Raw genomic sequence first — 15,851 nt, 5'->3', positions numbered from 1 at the left:
AGGAACCGGAATTGGGGAACAGGGAATGGTAAGTGCAGGGGCGTTAAAAGCGGGGGATCAAGATTTCAGCGTGTTGAAAACAACGGGGGAAAACACCACCGCACGCGCCACCAGCACCCCTTCCCCGCTCTTTGCTCTCCCTGCTGTTACTCCCCGCTCTGCGCCACCAACGGCGGCAACAACGCCATGTCCCAACGCGGAGTGACCTTGACCTCAGCGGGACTGCGCTGGCCCGCCTGCAGCCGCAGCGCGCCAGCGAAGGCAATCATCGCGCCGTTGTCGGTGCACAGTTCCGGACGCGGGAAACACACCCGGCCACCGCGACGCTGCGCCGCATCCTGCAGCTTGGCACGCAGGCGCTTGTTGGCACCGACCCCGCCAGCCACCACCAGGACGTCACAACCGGCCGCATCCAGCGCGCGGCCACACTTGATGGCCAATGTATCGACCACTGCATCCTCGAAGCCCCTGGCGATATCAGCGCGGGTCTGCTCGCTCTGGTCACTGTCGCGCCAAGCCAGCAGCACTTGGGTCTTGAGCCCAGAGAAGCTGAAATCCACACCTGGGCGGTCGGTCATCGGCCGCGCGAACTTGTAGCGCCCCGGCGTTCCCGCTTCGGCCAGCTTGGCCAGCTGTGGGCCGCCCGGGTACGGCAGGCCCATCATTTTGGCGGTCTTGTCAAAAGCCTCACCGGCCGCGTCATCCAGTGTTTCGCCCAGCAGGCGGTACTTGCCAATGGCCTCCACCGCGATCAGCTGGGTATGCCCGCCGGACACCAGCAGCGCCACGAACGGTGCCTCCGGTGGGTCGTCCTCCATCAGGGGTGCCAACAAGTGGCCTTCCATGTGATGTACGGCAATGGCCGGCACATCCAGCCCCCAGGCCAGCGACCGCGCAACGCCGGCCCCCACCAACAAGGCGCCGACCAGCCCGGGACCGGCCGTATAGGCCACGCCCTCAATGTCAGAGATGGCGATGCCCGCCTCGTCCAGGGTCTGCCGGATCAGCGGCAGCGTCTTGCGCACGTGGTCGCGACTGGCCAGCTCCGGTACTACGCCGCCGTATTCAGCATGCAGCGCAATCTGGCTGTAAACCGCATGCGCACGCAGGGCCGCCGCGCCGGAAAGGGCCGTGTCATAGACCGCTACGCCGGTCTCATCACAGGATGATTCAATGCCGAGAACTTTCATGGGAGCCATTGTGGACCTCTCCCGTCGCGCAGCAAACCCCGGGGGACTTGCACCCATTTTTAAAGGGACTATAATGCGCGGCTCGCCGGGCGTGACCCGGTTTCATTGTGTCCCGGAGATTCCATGCCCAGCGTTAAAGTCCGCGAGAACGAGCCCTTCGAGTTTGCTCTCCGCCGCTTCAAGCGCACTTGCGAAAAGGCCGGCGTGCTGGCCGAAACCCGCAAGCGCGAGTTCTACGAAAAGCCGACCCAGGAACGCAAGCGCAAGGCCGCTGCTGCCGTCAAGCGCCAGCTGCGTCGTTCCTCGCGCGACGTCACCAAGCGTCAGCGCCTGTACTGATCGGACGCGACTCCTGAACGGAGGGCTTCGGCCTTCCGTACTGGAGTGAGAGCCGGCACGCGCAAGCGTAGCCGGCTTTTTGCGTTCCCGTCATACCTGAATCCGTTGTTCAAACCGCAATCCGATCCCGACATGAGGTGATCCATGAGCATGAAGCAACAGCTAATCGATGACATGAAGGCCGCCATGAAGGCCGGCGACAAGCACTCCCTGGGCGTGATCCGCCTGATCAACGCCGCCATCAAGCAGCGTGAAGTAGACGAGCGCATCGAGCTGACCGACGCCGACGTGATTGCCGTGCTCGACAAGATGGTCAAGCAGCGCAAGGACTCGGTCACCCAGTTTGAAGCAGCCAGCCGCGAAGACTTGGCCGTGATCGAACGCGACGAAATCGTCGTGATCGAGCGCTACCTGCCGGCCAAGATGGGCGACGCCGAAATCCAGGCGGCTGTCACCGCTGCCATCGCCGAAACCGGCGCAGCCAGCGCGGCGGACATGGGCAAGCTGATGGGCGTACTCAAGCCCAAGCTGGCAGGCAAGGCCGACATGGGCTTGGTGTCCAAGCTGGTCAAGCAGGCTCTGGGCGGCTGATCCAGCCCCGCCCTTGCCGCATTCAACAAGGCCCGCCAGCAAGCGGGCCTTGTTGTTTCCAGGTCGCGCCGGACGGATGGGAGCCGCTTAAGCCACCTCCTGCGGGGGCCACGTTGCCCGGGCAGGCACAGCGCACCCGGTGCGCAATCACCCGCCCTACCCATGATTCACGGCATGCCTGCAACGCATGTCGGCCGCCGAAAGCCCACGGGGGCGCCATACGTGATCGAGGTATGGGAATCACCCTGCGGCCGGCAAGCCAGCGGTATTGCCAGCTTCGCGGCGGCTCGCCTTCACCTGCGCAAAAGCTGCTTTCCACTACAACATCCGCATCACCGGCATCTCAGAGGCAACACCATTCGCATGCAAGGCCGTATGTCCATCGACTCCCTGCGTTCCCGTTTCGACAAGCTGCAACAGAGTCTGCCCGCCGCCTTGATGCGGCGCTTCGTCGAAACCGATGTGATGACCCAGGCCGCTTCGCTGGCGTTCTACACCCTGCTCTCGCTGGCCCCGTTGCTGATATTGCTGCTGTGGCTGACCGCCTCGCTGTATCCGCCGGCGCAGCAGGCATTGGTTGACCAGATCGCCTCACTGGCAGGGCCAAGCGTGGCGCAGGTGGCACAAACCATCATCGCCAATGCCTCGGCCCAGCCGGACCTGGGCTCGCTGGCCGGCCTGTGGAGCCTGTTGCTGCTGTTCATCGGCGCCACGGTGGTGTTCGCGCAGCTGCAGGCCGCGTTGAACCTGATCTTTCATTCCGACTCGCGACGTTTCGAAGGCCTCTTTGGCTGGCTGCAGAAGCGCATGTTCTCTGCCGGCGTGGTGCTGGCGCTGGGCTTCCTGCTGATCGTGTCGATGGTCGCCACCACCGCGTTGCAGGTGATCTTCGCGCACCTGCCCTCGGTACTGCCGGCCGTCGCGTACATCACCACCGTGCTGCTGTACGCACTCGGCTTTGCCTTCCTCTATCACTACCTGCCCGACCGCCCGGTCAGCTGGCGCCAGGCGTTCGTGGGCGGCGCCATCACTGCGGTGCTGTTCGTACTGGGCCGCTATGGCATCGGCCTGTACATCGCCAACGCCGCCCCTGGCAGCGCCTATGGCTCGATGGGCACGCTGGTGATCATGCTGGTGTGGATCTACTACGCCAGCGTGGTGTTCTTTGGAGGCGCGTTGATCACCGCGGTGATTGATGAACGTGCGCAGGCGCGGAAGGCACGAGAGTCGATACCGGACGAACCGCACCTCCCAGGCTGAAAGGCCTACTCCGCACCCTTTCGCCGGCGACCGTTGGCTCTCGGCAGCCGACCAGATTACGGGCCTACGAGGTTTGCACCCTTTCGCATCACAGGGCCAAGAGGTGGGGAGAGGTGCCATTGCCGTTGATCTGAGCACCCGCCCTGCCAGCGCCGACGCAGGCTAGTACACTTCCCAGCCATCCTTGTTGTGCCCCGCCATCCGGCGGCGCTGTCTATTGCCGCATGGCTCGACTCCCCGACGCGTTCATCGACGACCTGCTAGCCCGCACCGACATTGTCGAGGTGGTCGGCACGCGCGTGCCGCTCAAACGCCAGGGCAAGGAATATTCCGCTCGCTGTCCGTTCCATGACGAGCGCTCGGCTTCGTTCACCGTTTCGCCAACCAAGCAGTTCTATCACTGCTTCGGTTGTGGCGCGCACGGCACGGCCATCAGCTTCCTGATGAACTACGACCGCCTCGAGTTTCTCGATGCGGTGGACGAACTGGCCAAGCGCGCGGGCATGGAAATACCGCGCGAGACCAACACCCGCACGCCGCAGCAGCAGGACGACAGCCGCGACCAGTACTCGGCGCTGGATGCCGCCAGCCGCTTCTTCCAGAAGCAGCTGGAAAGCAGCGACAAGGCCCGCGCGTATCTCGATGGCCGTGACGTGGATGCCGACACCCGCGCGCGCTTTGCCATCGGTTATGCACCCGACGGCTACAGCGCGTTGAAGGATGCCTTGGGCAAGGACGAGCGGCGCATGAAGCTGCTCGAACGCGTCGGCCTGTTCTCCAAGAATGACCGCGGCCACGTCTACGACAAGTTCCGCGACCGGGTGATGTTCCCGATCTTCGACCGCCGTGGCCGCGTCATCGCCTTTGGTGGCCGGGTCATGGAAAAGGACGACGGGCCCAAGTACCTCAACTCGCCGGAAACCGCGTTGTTCCACAAGGGACGCGAGTTGTACGGCCTGTGGCAGGTGCGTCAGGCCAACCAGAAGATCGAGCGTCTGATCGTGGTCGAGGGCTACATGGACGTGGTCTCGCTGTTCCAGTTCGGCGTCACCCAGGCAGTGGCGACGCTGGGCACGGCAACCACGCCGGATCACGCCGAGCTGTTGTTCCGCAACGCACCGGATGTGTACTTTTGTTTCGACGGCGATGCCGCCGGCCGCCGCGCTGGCTGGCGTGCGCTGGAGTCGGTATTGCCACGCATGAAGGACGGGCGTCAGGCGTTTTTCCTGTTCCTGCCCGATGGCGAAGACCCCGACACTATCGTGCGCAAAGAAGGCGCCGAGGCGTTTGATGCGCGCCTGAAGCAAGGCACCCCGTTGTCGCAGTTCTTCTTTGACGAACTCAGCCGCGAGATCAATCTCGGCACACTCGACGGCAAGGCACGCCTGGCCGAACACGCCAAGCCGATGCTGGCGCAGATTCCCGATGGCGCCTTCGGTGACCTGATGAAGCAGGAGCTTGCGCGCCTGACCGGTATTGGCAACCGCAGCAGTGCAGCGCCCGCCACCACGCGCGCGACGTCGCGCGCCAACGTTGCGCCGGTAGCCAAGCGCAGCCTGGTGCGCGCTGCCATCGCCATCCTGCTGCAGCAGCCGTCATTGGCGATGAACCTGGAAAGCCACCACGCCGTTGGCGGCCTGCGCCTGCCCGGCATCGAGTTGTTGCTGGAACTGCTGGAGCTGGTGCAGCAACGCCCGGACATCAGCACCGGCGCGCTGCTGGAACATTTCAACGAGCGCGAAGAACAAACTGCGCTGCACAAGTTGGCGGCTATGGATCTGCCCGGCGACGAAGCCAGCTGGGCGCAGGAACTGCAGGACGCCATCAACCAGCTGGAAAAACAGCTGCTGCAGCAACGTCTGGACGAACTGCAGGACAAACAGCGCCAGCAGGGCCTGGATGACACCGACAAATATGAACTGCGCGAGCTACTCAAAGCACGCGCAGGCACGCGACGCTGACCCCCAGGGAGAGCACGATGACCGCCTACCGACCGTTCCTGCTGCTCTTCCTGCTTGTATCCAGCGCCGCATTTGCCGGCGAGACAACGCTGCGTCAGCCACGCCCCGATCTCTACACCGCCGGCCAACCCAGCGCGCAGCAATTGCGTGACGCGGCTGCCTCCGGCGTCACCACCGTCATTGATTTGCGCCAGCCCGATGAAGATCGCGGCTACGACGAAGCCGCATTGGCCGAACAACTCGGGCTGCGGTATGTGCGCCTGCCCATTGCCGGCGCCAGCGACATCACCGATGACAAGGCGCGCGCCCTACAGCGCCTGCTCAAGCAGGACGATGGCAAGACGCTGCTGCATTGCGCCTCCGGCAACCGCGCAGGCGCCTTGCTGTCGCTCATCAATGCACGCCTGGAAGGCGCGCCACGTGATGCAGCATTGCAACTGGGCCGCGACGCCGGCATGACCTCGCTGGAACCGGCCGCGCGTGCCGTGCTGGAGAACCCCAAACCCTGACCGGGCACCCTGCCCCATCCCCGCCTGAGGAGGCTTCTGCCGATGACTCGCTGGTGGTCGCGACTGCGACCGGACAACTTCACTCTCGCCCTGCTCGCCACGGTTGTACTGGCCAGCGTGTTGCCGATGACCGGCGCTGCCGCGCGCGGCTTCGACCACTTCACCGACTTCGCCATCGCTGCGCTGTTCTTTCTGCACGGTGCGCGTCTGCCGCGCGAATCGATCATCGCCGGCATGCTGCACTGGCGCCTGCACATCGTGATCCTGGTCTGCACCTTCGTGCTGTTCCCGCTATTGGGGCTGGCGTTCAAACCCTTGTCCGGCACGTTGCTGACCCCCGACCTGTACATCGGCGTGTTGTTCCTGTGCGCCCTGCCGTCCACCGTGCAGTCGTCCATCGCCTTCACCTCGATTGCCGGCGGCAATGTGCCAGCGGCGGTGTGCGCGGCCTCGTTGTCGAGCATCCTCGGGGTGTTCCTCACGCCCTTGCTGATGACAGTGCTGGCCGGCTCGCAGGGCGGGATGGCCAACCCGCTGCACGCGGTGGGCGCGATCATGCTGCAATTGCTGGTGCCCTTCGTCGCCGGCCATTTGCTGCGGCCGTGGATTGCCAGGTGGGTGGAAAAACAGCGCGCGTTACTGCGCTACACCGACCAGGGCACGGTGCTGCTGGTGGTGTACGCCGCCTTCGGTGAGTCGGTCAACGAAGGGCTATGGACCAAGACACCGATCAGTTCACTGCTCACCGCAGCGTTGGTGGCAGTGGTACTGCTGGCCATCGCGATGCCGGGCATCACCTGGTTGGCACGACGCCTGGGCTTCAGCCGTTTCGACGAAATCCCCATCGTGTTCTGCGGCTCCAAGAAGAGCCTGGCGACCGGCGTACCGATCGCTAAAGTGTTGTTTGCCGGCGGTAGCCTCGGCGCCATCGTGCTGCCGATCATGATCTATCACCAGATCCAGCTGATTGTGTGTTCGGTGATCGCGCAGCGCTATGCGCGGCAGGCAAGCAACGCTGAGAAACCGTAGCCAAGACGGGTGTGGCAGAGACGGGCTTACATTGCCCGGGCTACACCGTTCATCACCACAGCCCACAACCACAAACGGCAGAAGCACTTCCATGCTTCTGCCGTTCTGGTATCTGTTGTTGTGTGCTTGTTGGTGCCAGCATCAAAGCCAAGGCATCAACCAGTGGTCGACCAGCAGGAAGGCAAACAACGCCATCAGGTAGACGATGGAATAGCCGAACATCTTCATGTTGAACATCTCGTCCGGCGGGTTCTGCATTTTCCATGCGTACCAGAGGAACACCAGGTTCAGCACCGTGGCGCCGCCCAGGTAGAACATGCCACTCATGCCGATGGCCACCGGCAGCATCGTCACCACCGCCAGCACCACTGAGTAGGCCAGGATCTGCTTGCGCGTATGCGGCACACCGTGGGTCACCGGCAACATCGGCACGTCGGCCTTGGCGTAATCGGCGCGACGGAAGATCGCCAGCGCCCAGAAGTGCGGCGGCGTCCAGATGAAGATGATCAACACCAACAGCGAGGCATAGGCCCAGTCGGAACTGCCCTGCATGCCAGTTATCGCCGCCCAGCCCAACAACGGCGGTGTGGCGCCGGCCAGACCACCGATGACGATGTTCTGCGAGGTCGCACGCTTCAGGTACACGGTGTAGATCACCGCATAGCCGATCAGCGAGGCGAAGGTCAGCACCGCGGTGATCACGTTCACCCACAGCACCAGGATGGTCATCGACAGCGCGGTCAACGCACCGGCAAACACCAGCACCTGCCGCGGTGACACCTTGCCCACCACCAGTGGCCGCCAGGAAGTTCGTGCCATCTGCGCGTCAATGCGCGCATCCAGCAGTTGGTTGATTGCTGCTGCGGCCGAGGCCGCCAGCCAGATGCCGAGGAAGCCCAACACGCCCGATACCGCCTGCGCGGCAGTGGGCACTGTTGGAACGGCCAGGAACATGCCCACCAAGGCGGTGAACACAATCAAGGCCACCACCTTGGGCTTGGTCAGATCCCAATAATCACGCCACGTCGTCTTCATGCCATCACTCCGGAGCGCGCAGCCGCGCCAGCAGCGTGACCAGCACGAACAACAAGGCCACCGCACCACCACTGTGCAGCACGGCCACCAGCAGCGGCAGCGCCAGCTTGACGTTGAGCACGCCCAGCGTGACCTGCAGCAACACCAGCACACCCAGCATGGTCGCCCACGCGCGCATGCCCGGGATACGGAACAGGCGCACCGACAGCACCAGCAGGTACAGCGACACCACGATGGCCATCATCCGGTGCGCCATCTGGATCGCGATGCGCGATGCACCGTCCAGTACGCCACCTTCATAGTCCACGCCGATGCCGCGCCACAGGGTGAAGCCTTCGGTGTAATTCTGTTGCGGCCACCATTGGCTGACGCAACGCGGGAAGTTGTCCAGCGACGCACTACCGCCGCCACAGGCCAGCGCCGCGTAATTGGAGCTGACCCAACCACCCAGTGCGATCTGCAGCACCAGCAGCGCCACACCCGCACGCAGCCACCAGCGCAGGCGCGAAGCCTCGGCCAGGATGAGCGGCAGATTGGTCGCCTTCCACGCCATCCACACCAGCAGGCCGAACATCAACATGCCACCGAGCAGATGCCCCATCACCACGATGGGCTTGAGCAGCCAGGTCACGGTCCACATACCCAGCAATGCCTGGAACACCACCACGGCCAGGGTCAGTACCGCCGCGCGTGCCAGATCGATGTTGGACCAGCGCAATGCGGCCAATAGCAGAATAGCTTCACCGCCAATAGCCAGAACGCTGGCAGCGACATGCTCGCCGCGCATGTATAGCGGTATCGCCAGAGCCACCAGCACCGAGGCGCCGACAATCTGTGCAATACCATGCTTGCGTCGGCGCGCAGCGAGCAACGCCAAGGTCAGTACTTCCACGCCCAGCAAGCCGGCCAGGAAACGGTGCACCTGTTCGCGCCAGGCCTTGTGGCTTTCCAGCGGACGGATCTCGCTGGCCACGTGCTGGGCGGCTTCCATCTGTGTCTGCGGCCAAGTGACGCGGCCATAGCAGGTCGGCCAATCCGGGCAGCTAAGGCCAGCATCGGACAGCCGCACGAACGAGCCGAACATGATCGTGCTCGCGGTCATGATCAGTGCGAACCACGCCAGGCGGTGGAAATTGCGGTACAGCGCCGGACGCGCAGTGGCATTCATCGAACGGGACTCACTTCAGTTTCAACAGCCTGGAAAGGTCGGCCCGCAATCCACCCGGTTCAAAACCCGGCGCATAGCGCAACACCACAAAGCCATTGGGATCAATCACATACACCGGGATTCCAGCCGGGTCATCAACCCCCGGCAGCTTGGCCCGGAACGCGGGCTGGGCCTGCAGCACCTTCAGCGCCGGCATCGCCGCCACCTGTGCAGGGGGCGTACCCAGCCACAATATCTCGACATTATCCGCGTTATGGCCGAACAGCTGCCACACCTTGTCCAGCTGCTGCGACAAAGTGACGCAGGCAGGGGCGCAATTGGCGTCTGGCGCCAACACGATGCGCCACACGCGCGCTTCTGGATTCCACGGGTAAGCCTGGCCATCTGCCAGTTGCAGGCGCGTGTCGCGCAGGTCAATCGCCGGTTCGTACAGCTGCCCGTGATTGCGGGTGATCTGCGGCGTCCAACCCGAGAAACGAAGGATGCCGGCCAACGCCATCGAACCGAAGAACATGGCGAAGATCAGCAACAGCACCCGACGGCCACGGTTGCGAACGGCGAGCTGGTCGGGCGTAAGGGCATTCATGCGTGGCAGTTTCCCATGTGTAGAGGGGTGAGGAGGGGGTGAGGCGTTGGCAAGAGCAGGAACAAAAGCCCCCCTCTGCACCCTCCCCTTCACTTTCGGTGAAAGGGAGAGAGAAAGGTGACAGTCAACGCACAAGCGATGAAAGAAGCACGCGCGGCACCGGCAACGAGGACGCCAGCAACGGCGTGAGCGACGGCGACAGGGCCCGAGGAACTCGCCCACTCCCATGCACGCACCCCAGGGGAGCGCTGACGAGAGGCGCTATCGCTTTGTGCTGCACACAGCATCACGACAGCCTTCCCCGCCTGCGGCGGCGCCACTGCAGCACACCGGCGATCACCAGCACCGCCAGCGCCATGGCAAACCATTGCACCGCATAACCCAGGTGCCGGGAAGGCGGCAAGGTATTGGGCAGCAACTCCAGATCACGCGTGTAACCCAGGGGCAACGTGGGATCCAACCGCAGCACGCGCGGCGCCAGCGCGGACGGCGCCAGTTCGAGGTGTTGGGCGATGGCCGGCAACTCCAGGCGTGTGGCCAGCCAGGTCTGCGCTTGGGCTGCAGCGCTCATGGCTGGCCCCAATGCGAGTCCCGATGACGGTGCGGGCGCCCAAAGGCCTTCCAGTTGCTGCCATCCCTCCTGCGGCGTCACCACGGGCAACTGCCGGTTGGCCGGCAATGGCAACCAACCCAGGTCCACCAGCACCACCGCACCGCCCTGCGCTCGCGCGGCCTGGTACACCTTCACTCCGGCGCGGCCTTCGCGCAGTTGGTTGTCCAACAGCACCGTGCCGGGCAGGAACTGCAACCGGTCACGCAGCCAATGCAGGGACTGCGGCGCACGCATGGCCGCATCCAGCGTCACCGCCACCGCGCGGCTGGGTGGCACCTGGGCCAGCAAGGCTTCTTTCTGATGCATGCGCTGCAGTTGCCAGGCACCAAAGCCGCAGAACACGCCGGCTACCAGCAACGCCAGCAGCCAGCCGAAAATTCCCGTGTGCTGTCGCGTCATGACAAGTGGGCTCCGAGCAGGTGATATAGCCTTGCCCATCCACCCATCGAGCCGCGTATGAATGATTCGTTGAAGACCCTGCTGGTAATCGCGTTTCTGATCGTCATCATCTGGAATCTGGGGGCCGGCCTCTACTACCTGATGATCGATCGCGGCCAGACCAAACGCACGGTCAACGCGCTGACGCGGCGCATCGTGCTTTCAGTGGTGTTGATCCTGCTGGTTGCGGTGGGCATCTACAGTGGCTGGATCAAACCGCACGGCGTGGGTGGTTGAAGCGGAGAACGGAGAGATGGGAATGAGGTTTCATTGAGCAACGCTCAACGCCATCGCCTCATTCCCCGACCCCGGTCCGCCGCTCAACTCAGAGCACGTAGACAAACAGGAACAGCATCAGCCACACCACGTCGACGAAATGCCAGTACCACGCCGCTGCTTCAAAGCCGAAGTGGTTGTCGCGGGTGAAGTGACCCTTGGCGGCACGCAGCCACATCACGGTCAACATGATGGTGCCCAGCGCGACGTGCGCACCATGGAAGCCGGTGAGCATGAAGAAGGTGGAGCCGTAGATGCCCGAGCCCATCGTCAGGTTCAGTTCCTTGTAGGCGTGGATGTATTCCTCGGCCTGGAAGAACAGGAACACACAGCCCAGCACCACGGTCGCGCCCAGCCAGATCAGCAACTGCTTGCGATTACCGGCCTTGAGCGCGTGGTGCGCGATGGTCAGGGTCACGCCGGAGGTCAACAGGATCAGCGTGTTGAGCAGCGGCAGGCCCCAGGCCGGGATGGTCTGGAATGCGCCACCGATATCGGCCGGGCCATTGGTTGGCCACGCCGCCGAAAAGCCATCCCACAAGTATTCATTGGTCAACACGCCGTGGCCTTCGCCACCGAGCCACGGCAGGCCCATGTTGCGCGTGTAGAACAGCGCACCAAAGAACGCACCGAAGAACATCACCTCGGAGAAGATGAACCACACCATCCCCATGCGGAACGAGCCATCCACCTGGCGGTTGTAGCTACCCGCCAGCGATTCGCGGATGACATCGCCGAACCACATGAACAATGTGAGTATCAACATTGCCAGACCGGTGAAGAACGTCCACCGCCCCCAGCTGGTGTCGTTGAGCCAACTGGCCACCCCGACCATCAATACCAGCATGGCGATCGAGCCGACGAAAGGCCACTTGCTGTGGCTCGGCACGAAATAGACGTTGGCATCAGGCGTGTTGTGGGCCATGGTTTGCTTCCGGGTCCGTGATCAGGGAGCTGCATGCGCAGCGGTGGCGGCAGATGCCGGCGCCAGCTGCTCAGTCAGCGCATCATTCTTGTAGAACGTGTAGGACAGGGTGATGGTCTTCACGTCGGCCGGCAGATCCGGGTCGACGATGAAGCGCACCGGCATATCACGCTGCTCACCGGCCTGCAGGGTCTGCGCGGTGAAACAGAAACATTCGGTTTTGTTGAAGTAACCCGATGCACGCGCCGGTGCCACCGAAGGCACCGCGCTGCCAACCAGCGCGCGGTCGCTTTCGTTGCGCGCGAAGTACATCGCTTCGTTCAACTCGCCCGGCACAACCTCCATCGTCAGTTTTTCCGGATGGAATGCCCACGGCAACTTCGAATTGACGCCACCGTCGAATTCCACCCGCACGGTGCGCTTGATGCTGTCCGCGTGCTGCGCACCCACCTGGCTTGCGCCGCGTTCCAGGCGCACGCCAAACACCTTCTCGCAAGCGATGCGATACAGCGGCACCAGCGAGAACGTCAGCACGAACACGCCCAGCGCCACGCCGATCAGCCGGACCATGCCGGCATTGCGTGCAGGTTTGGGCGCCGGCGTGGTCAATGTGCGAGCACTCCGGACAGGATGAAGCCGACGTAGACCGCGACTGCGATCAACCCCACCACCAACGCCGTGCGACGCGAGCGGCGGCGGCGCAGTGCCATTTCTTCAGGCTGCCATTGTTTGTCGGTCATCAGCTGCGGCTCCTCAATGGGCGACATCGTCATGGGCCAGATCGCCCGGCTTGATTACCGGCGGCACGGTGAAGGTATGCGCCGGTGCCGGCGACGGGACGGTCCACTCCAGGCCCCTGGCGCCTTCCCACGCCCGCGCTTCAGCACGCTTGCCGCTACGCAGCGAGGACAACAGGATGGCAGCCATCAGGAACGGGGTGACGAACATGCCGAACGCACCGATCGAACTGATCAGATTCCAGTCGGCAAACACCGGGTTGTAATCAGGAATGCGCCGCGGCATGCCGGCCAAACCGAGGAAGTGCTGCGGGAAGAACAGCAGGTTGACGAACACCATCGTCCACCAGAAATGCACCTTGCCCCAGAACTCGTTGTACATGCGGCCGGTCCACTTGGGCCACCAGTAGTACACCGCCGCGATCAGCGCCAGCACCGAGCCGGTCACCAGTACATAGTGGAAGTGCGCCACCACGAAATACGTGTCGTGGTATTGGAAATCAGCCGGCACGATGGCCAGCATCAGCCCGGAGAAACCGCCGATGGTGAACAGGATGACGAAGGCGATGGAGAACAGCATCGGTGCCTCGAACGTCAGCGAGCCCTCCCACATCGTGCTGACCCAGTTGAACACCTTCACCCCGGTGGGGATGGAGATCAGCATCGTGGCGAACATGAAGTAGATTTCGCCACCCAGCGGCATACCCACCGTGAACATGTGGTGGGCCCACACGATGAACGACAGGAACGCGATCGCAGCCGTGGCGTAGACCATTGCCTGGTAGCCGAACAAAGGCTTGCGACTGAAGGTGGGGAGGATCTCGCTGACCACGCCGAACGCCGGCAGGATCATGATGTAGACCTCCGGGTGCCCGAAGAACCAGAAGATGTGCTGGTACATCACCGGGTCACCGCCACCGGCGGCATTGAAGAAGCTGGTGCCGAAGAATTTGTCGGTCAGCAGCATGGTCACCGCACCGGCCAGCACCGGCATCACCGCAATCAACAGGAACGCGGTGATCAACCAGGTCCAGACGAAGATCGGCATCTTCAGCAGGTCCATGCCCGGTGCGCGCATGTTGAGCACGGTGGCGATGATGTTGATCGCACCCATGATCGAACTGATGCCGGCCACGTGGATGGCGAACACGCTGAAGGCGACGTTGTAGCCACCCTGCAACGACAACGGCGGGTACATCGTCCAGCCACCGGCCGGCGCACCGCCCGGCAGGAACAACGTCATCAACAACAAGGTGAACGCCACCGGCAACAACCAGAACGACCAGTTGTTCATGCGCGGCAGCGCCATGTCCGGCGCACCGATCTGCAGCGGGATCATCCAGTTGGCCAGGCCGACGAAGGCCGGCATCACGCCGCCGAAGATCATCACCAGCGCATGCACGGTGGTCATCTGGTTGAAGAATTCCGGCTTGACGAACTGCAGGCCGGGTTGCGCCAGTTCCAGACGGATCACCACGCTCATCGCCGCACCGATGATGAACATCAGGAAGCTGAAAAGCAGGTACAGCGTGCCGATGTCTTTGTGGTTGGTGGAGAAGAACCAGCGCTCGAAGAAGCCTTGTTGATGGCCGTGGTGATCGTGGTGATCCACTGCGGAGTTCGCCATTGCAACTACACCTCGTTATTCCAGTTTCCAGGCATCGCGCCGGCCTGCGCCGGCACGCAGTGGGATCAGGCGCCGGTGCTCGCCTGCTCAGCAGGCGCAGCTTCCGGTTGCGGCGTATCGGTGGCCGGAGCAGCCGGTGCCGCAGCAGATTCGGCAGCGGGCGTAGGCGCGGGTTTGCGCGAGGCCAGCCACGTCTTGAATTCTTCCTTGGACACGGCCTTGACCACGATCGGCATGAAGCCGTGGTCCTTGCCGCACAACTCGGCGCACTGGCCGCGGTAGATGCCTTCCTGCTCGATGTTGGTCCAGCGCTCGTTGATGAAGCCCGGCACAGCATCCTGCTTCCAACCCAGCGCCGGCACCCACCAGGCGTGGATCACGTCATCAGAGGTGATGACGAAGCGGATCTTGGTGTTGACCGGCAGCACCAGCGGGTTGTCCACATCCAACAGGTAATGCGGATCGCTGGCCACGGTCGGCACCACGCCGCTCTGGCGGACCTCGTCGGATTTACGGTCCATGCGGCTGAGGAACGCAACGTCCTGCCCCATGTATTCGTACTTCCACATCCACTGGTAGCCGGTGACCTTCACCGTCATTTCCGAGTCGCGGGTGTCGTACATCGCGATCAGCTTGGCCGTCGCCGGCCAGGCCATCACCACCAGGATGACGATCGGGATGACCGTCCAGATGATTTCCGCCTTGGTGTTGTGGCTGAACTTGGCCGCCACTGCACCCTTGGACCGGCGGAACTTGAAGATGGCGTAGAACATGGCGCCGAACACCAGCACGCCGATCACCACGCATACCCACAGCGCCACCATGTGCGCTTCCCACGCCATGCGTGCGGTATGGGTAACCCCCTTGCCCATGTTGAGCTGCCACGCCTTGGGGTCGGCTGACTGCGCCCACGCCCCAGGCGCCAACAGCGCCATGGCTGCCAGCATGAACCCGTACTGCAACTTTCCGCCCCACCCGCTGCTTTGCTTCATGCCTAGACCCTTGACGTCGTCGGTTTGCAGCCATTGTTGGCTGCGAGCAAGCTTTCAAGTGCCGCCGCAAGTTCCCGACGTTCCGCAGGTGCGAGGAAACTCCCCACTTCCACCTGCTTGCCGCTGGAAACCAACAGGACCCGTTCCTCTCCGGCGACCAGCCGCACCAAATAGGGGTGTGCCCGGAACACCGGTGAACTCCCGGCTGCGGGAATCACTTCCACGCAGTCCGGCCCTACCCGGATCTCTTCCCTGCGGTCGCCGCTGCGCCATGCCGCACGCAACGCACTACCCACCAGGAAGCAATGCACCAACGCGAAGACAGGAGCAAGAACGTTTCCGGACAACCAAGCCAAGCCTGCCGAGAACACCATCAACCCTGCCAACGCCGCAAACAACAGGACAAACTGCCGGGCAGTGAGCGCCCGTGGGGGATGCAGTACCAGCTGCGCATGCGAGACATCGGAAACTGACCGAAGCATCTGGATCATGGCGCAACCGCGTCCGTATCGCGGAAAACGACTCGATGGTAGCCGCGCCCAACCACACCGGCAAGCTTCCATTCATTGATGTGC

General features: G+C 63.2%; 17 protein-coding genes and 1 pseudogene. 7 read left to right on the top strand and 11 right to left on the bottom strand.

The features are described from left to right. Positions 1-146: 146 nt before the first annotated feature. Positions 147-1,190, bottom strand: a complete 1,044-nt coding sequence (tsaD, locus tag PAN08_RS16860) for a tRNA (adenosine(37)-N6)-threonylcarbamoyltransferase complex transferase subunit TsaD (RefSeq protein WP_269792684.1) — start codon at positions 1,188-1,190, stop codon at positions 147-149. A 123-nt stretch (positions 1,191-1,313) separates the two neighbouring features. Here tsaD and rpsU point away from each other — a divergent pair, with 123 nt between their 5' ends. The 6 genes and pseudogenes from rpsU (at position 1,314) to PAN08_RS16830 (ending at position 6,879) form a co-directional block, all read left to right on the top strand. Continuing rightward, complete coding sequence (rpsU, locus tag PAN08_RS16855) at positions 1,314-1,529, top strand: 30S ribosomal protein S21 (RefSeq protein WP_002808376.1); 216 nt, start codon at positions 1,314-1,316, stop codon at positions 1,527-1,529. A 144-nt stretch (positions 1,530-1,673) separates the two neighbouring features. Beyond that, a complete protein-coding gene (locus PAN08_RS16850; protein WP_269792683.1) occupies positions 1,674-2,120 on the top strand; it encodes a GatB/YqeY domain-containing protein in 447 nt (148 codons plus the stop codon). A gap of 375 nt (positions 2,121-2,495) precedes the next feature. Beyond that, positions 2,496-3,350, top strand: a pseudogene (locus tag PAN08_RS16845) (YihY/virulence factor BrkB family protein); the annotation flags it as partial. A gap of 254 nt (positions 3,351-3,604) precedes the next feature. After that, entirely contained in the window at positions 3,605-5,341 is a 1,737-nt protein-coding gene (gene dnaG, locus PAN08_RS16840; protein ID WP_269792682.1) for a DNA primase, read from the top strand. 17 nt (positions 5,342-5,358) lie between these two features. Then, positions 5,359-5,850 (top strand): protein tyrosine phosphatase family protein, encoded by a 492-nt coding sequence (locus tag PAN08_RS16835; RefSeq protein WP_269792681.1) that lies wholly within the window; start codon positions 5,359-5,361, stop codon positions 5,848-5,850. A gap of 42 nt (positions 5,851-5,892) precedes the next feature. Further along, complete coding sequence (locus PAN08_RS16830; protein WP_269792680.1) at positions 5,893-6,879, top strand: bile acid:sodium symporter family protein; 987 nt, start codon at positions 5,893-5,895, stop codon at positions 6,877-6,879. A gap of 141 nt (positions 6,880-7,020) precedes the next feature. Here the strand turns inward: PAN08_RS16830 and cyoE are convergent, their stop codons facing one another. The 4 genes from cyoE to PAN08_RS16810 all read right to left on the bottom strand — a co-directional run bounded on the left by cyoE (position 7,021) and on the right by PAN08_RS16810 (position 10,680). Further along, entirely contained in the window at positions 7,021-7,914 is an 894-nt protein-coding gene (cyoE, locus tag PAN08_RS16825) for a heme o synthase (RefSeq protein WP_269792679.1), read from the bottom strand. Positions 7,915-7,918: 4 nt separating this feature from the next. Then, on the bottom strand, positions 7,919-9,082 hold the full coding sequence (locus PAN08_RS16820; RefSeq protein ID WP_269792678.1) for a COX15/CtaA family protein: 1,164 nt from the start codon (positions 9,080-9,082) through the stop codon (positions 7,919-7,921). A gap of 10 nt (positions 9,083-9,092) precedes the next feature. Next, positions 9,093-9,668: a hypothetical protein gene (locus PAN08_RS16815; protein WP_269792677.1), complete on the bottom strand. Its 576-nt coding sequence runs from the start codon at positions 9,666-9,668 to the stop codon at positions 9,093-9,095. A gap of 286 nt (positions 9,669-9,954) precedes the next feature. Further along, positions 9,955-10,680 (bottom strand): SURF1 family protein, encoded by a 726-nt coding sequence (locus PAN08_RS16810; RefSeq protein WP_269792676.1) that lies wholly within the window; start codon positions 10,678-10,680, stop codon positions 9,955-9,957. Between the two features lie 57 nt (positions 10,681-10,737). On the opposite strand from PAN08_RS16810, the gene PAN08_RS16805 reads away from it, so the two are divergent. Beyond that, positions 10,738-10,956: a twin transmembrane helix small protein gene (locus PAN08_RS16805; protein WP_269792675.1), complete on the top strand. Its 219-nt coding sequence runs from the start codon at positions 10,738-10,740 to the stop codon at positions 10,954-10,956. Positions 10,957-11,044: 88 nt separating this feature from the next. Here the strand turns inward: PAN08_RS16805 and PAN08_RS16800 are convergent, their stop codons facing one another. The 6 genes from PAN08_RS16800 to PAN08_RS16775 all read right to left on the bottom strand — a co-directional run bounded on the left by PAN08_RS16800 (position 11,045) and on the right by PAN08_RS16775 (position 15,767). Continuing rightward, positions 11,045-11,920, bottom strand: a complete 876-nt coding sequence (locus PAN08_RS16800) for a cytochrome c oxidase subunit 3 (RefSeq protein WP_269792674.1) — start codon at positions 11,918-11,920, stop codon at positions 11,045-11,047. 21 nt (positions 11,921-11,941) lie between these two features. After that, complete coding sequence (locus PAN08_RS16795; RefSeq protein ID WP_269792673.1) at positions 11,942-12,529, bottom strand: cytochrome c oxidase assembly protein; 588 nt, start codon at positions 12,527-12,529, stop codon at positions 11,942-11,944. Continuing rightward, entirely contained in the window at positions 12,526-12,660 is a 135-nt protein-coding gene (locus PAN08_RS16790; protein ID WP_269792672.1) for a hypothetical protein, read from the bottom strand. The genes PAN08_RS16795 and PAN08_RS16790 overlap by 4 nt, the downstream gene beginning before the upstream one ends. Before the next feature lie 13 nt (positions 12,661-12,673). Continuing rightward, positions 12,674-14,284, bottom strand: coding sequence for a cytochrome c oxidase subunit I (ctaD, locus tag PAN08_RS16785; protein WP_269792671.1), 1,611 nt, complete (start codon positions 14,282-14,284; stop codon positions 12,674-12,676). Between the two features lie 65 nt (positions 14,285-14,349). Then, positions 14,350-15,276 carry a cytochrome c oxidase subunit II gene (coxB, locus tag PAN08_RS16780; protein ID WP_269792670.1) on the bottom strand — a complete coding sequence of 309 codons (927 nt, stop codon included), beginning with the start codon at positions 15,274-15,276 and terminating at the stop codon, positions 14,350-14,352. Between the two features lie 2 nt (positions 15,277-15,278). Then, positions 15,279-15,767 carry a DUF2244 domain-containing protein gene (locus tag PAN08_RS16775; protein WP_269792669.1) on the bottom strand — a complete coding sequence of 163 codons (489 nt, stop codon included), beginning with the start codon at positions 15,765-15,767 and terminating at the stop codon, positions 15,279-15,281. Between the last annotated feature and the right edge of the window lie 84 nt (positions 15,768-15,851).

This window comes from Stenotrophomonas sp. Iso1 (assembly GCF_027497995.1).
Taxonomy (GTDB): domain Bacteria; phylum Pseudomonadota; class Gammaproteobacteria; order Xanthomonadales; family Xanthomonadaceae; genus Stenotrophomonas.
Note: the sequence above shows the minus strand (reverse complement) of the source record. Positions and strands in the feature narration are given on the sequence as shown.

Bases quoted from the DNA above. Each gene is read 5' to 3' on its own strand.
- PAN08_RS16775 (WP_269792669.1), bottom strand. From the start codon at position 15,767: ATGATCCAGATGCTTCGGTCAGTTTCCGATGTCTCGCATGCGCAGCTG.
- cyoE (WP_269792679.1), bottom strand. From the start codon at position 7,914: ATGAAGACGACGTGGCGTGATTATTGGGATCTGACCAAGCCCAAGGTG.
- PAN08_RS16805 (WP_269792675.1), top strand. From the start codon at position 10,738: ATGAATGATTCGTTGAAGACCCTGCTGGTAATCGCGTTTCTGATCGTC.
- PAN08_RS16800 (WP_269792674.1), bottom strand. From the start codon at position 11,920: ATGGCCCACAACACGCCTGATGCCAACGTCTATTTCGTGCCGAGCCAC.
- tsaD (WP_269792684.1), bottom strand. From the start codon at position 1,190: ATGAAAGTTCTCGGCATTGAATCATCCTGTGATGAGACCGGCGTAGCG.
- coxB (WP_269792670.1), bottom strand. From the start codon at position 15,276: ATGAAGCAAAGCAGCGGGTGGGGCGGAAAGTTGCAGTACGGGTTCATG.
- dnaG (WP_269792682.1), top strand. From the start codon at position 3,605: ATGGCTCGACTCCCCGACGCGTTCATCGACGACCTGCTAGCCCGCACC.
- PAN08_RS16850 (WP_269792683.1), top strand. From the start codon at position 1,674: ATGAGCATGAAGCAACAGCTAATCGATGACATGAAGGCCGCCATGAAG.
- rpsU (WP_002808376.1), top strand. From the start codon at position 1,314: ATGCCCAGCGTTAAAGTCCGCGAGAACGAGCCCTTCGAGTTTGCTCTC.
- PAN08_RS16820 (WP_269792678.1), bottom strand. From the start codon at position 9,082: ATGAATGCCACTGCGCGTCCGGCGCTGTACCGCAATTTCCACCGCCTG.
- PAN08_RS16815 (WP_269792677.1), bottom strand. From the start codon at position 9,668: ATGAATGCCCTTACGCCCGACCAGCTCGCCGTTCGCAACCGTGGCCGT.
- PAN08_RS16790 (WP_269792672.1), bottom strand. From the start codon at position 12,660: ATGACCGACAAACAATGGCAGCCTGAAGAAATGGCACTGCGCCGCCGC.
- PAN08_RS16835 (WP_269792681.1), top strand. From the start codon at position 5,359: ATGACCGCCTACCGACCGTTCCTGCTGCTCTTCCTGCTTGTATCCAGC.
- ctaD (WP_269792671.1), bottom strand. From the start codon at position 14,284: ATGGCGAACTCCGCAGTGGATCACCACGATCACCACGGCCATCAACAA.
- PAN08_RS16810 (WP_269792676.1), bottom strand. From the start codon at position 10,680: ATGACGCGACAGCACACGGGAATTTTCGGCTGGCTGCTGGCGTTGCTG.
- PAN08_RS16830 (WP_269792680.1), top strand. From the start codon at position 5,893: ATGACTCGCTGGTGGTCGCGACTGCGACCGGACAACTTCACTCTCGCC.